The organism is Paucibacter soli, assembly GCF_037482845.1.
Lineage (GTDB): Bacteria > Pseudomonadota > Gammaproteobacteria > Burkholderiales > Burkholderiaceae_C > Paucibacter_B > Paucibacter_B soli.
This window is the reverse complement of record NZ_JBBHJW010000035.1, coordinates 1-986: the sequence shown is the minus strand read 5'-3', so window position 1 is coordinate 986 and position 986 is coordinate 1. Positions and strand designations below refer to the sequence as shown.

Genomic DNA, 986 nt, shown 5'->3' with positions numbered 1-986 from the left:
ATGGCCATCGACGAGCTGAACGCCAAGGGCGTGATGATCGGCGGCAAGAAGGCCAAGTTCGAACTGCTGGCCGAAGACGACGCGGGTGACCCGAAGCAGGGTACGGCCGCGGCGCAGAAGCTGATGGACTCCAAGGTCAACGGCGTGATCGGCCACCTGAACTCGGGCACCTCGATCCCCGCGTCCAAGGTCTATAGCGACGCTGGCGTGCCGCAGATCAGCCCCTCGGCCACCAACCCCAAGTTCACCCGCAACGGCTACAAGACCACCTTCCGCGTGGTGGCCGACGACGTGCACCTGGGCGGCACGCTGGGCAAGTACGCTGTCAAGGAACTCAAGGGCCAGTCGATCGCGGTGATCGATGACCGCACGGCCTACGGCCAGGGCGTGGCCGACGAGTTCGAAAAGGGCGTGAAGGCCTCGGGTGGCAAGATCGTCGGCCGTGAGTTCACCAACGACAAGGCCACGGACTTCACCGCCATCCTGACCTCCCTGAAGGCCAAGAAGCCCGATGTGGTGTTCTTCGGCGGCATGGACGCGGTGGCCGGCCCGATGCTGCGCCAGATGAAGCAGCTGGGCATCGAAGCCAAGTTCGTGGGCGGCGACGGCATCTGCTCGGGCGAGCTGCCCAAGCTGGCCGCGGGCACCATGGGCGACGGCCAGGTGGTGTGCGCCGAGGCCGGTGGCGTGGAAGGCGAATCCAAGAAGTCGATGGACGGCTTCAAGGCCAAGTTCAAGGACAAGTACAAGGTGGACGTGCAGATCTACGCGCCCTATGTGTACGACGCCGTGAACGTGATGGTGGCGGCGATGGTCAAGGCCGGCTCGGCCGAGCCTGCCAAGTACCTGCCGGTGCTGGCCAAGACCGACGGTTACAAGGGCGTGACCGGCACCATCGGCTTCGACAACAAGGGCGACATCAAGAATGGCGCGCTGACCCTGTTCACCTACAAGGGCGGTGCGCGCGAGCAGATCGCCGTGGTGCG

The 986-nt window shown here is 65.0% G+C and carries 1 protein-coding gene; it reads left to right on the top strand.

Annotation, left to right across the window (positions count from 1 at the left end; genetic code table 11):
* A partial coding sequence (locus WG898_RS25150) for a branched-chain amino acid ABC transporter substrate-binding protein (RefSeq protein WP_339605517.1) occupies nucleotides 1–986 on the top strand: 986 nt, incomplete at both ends.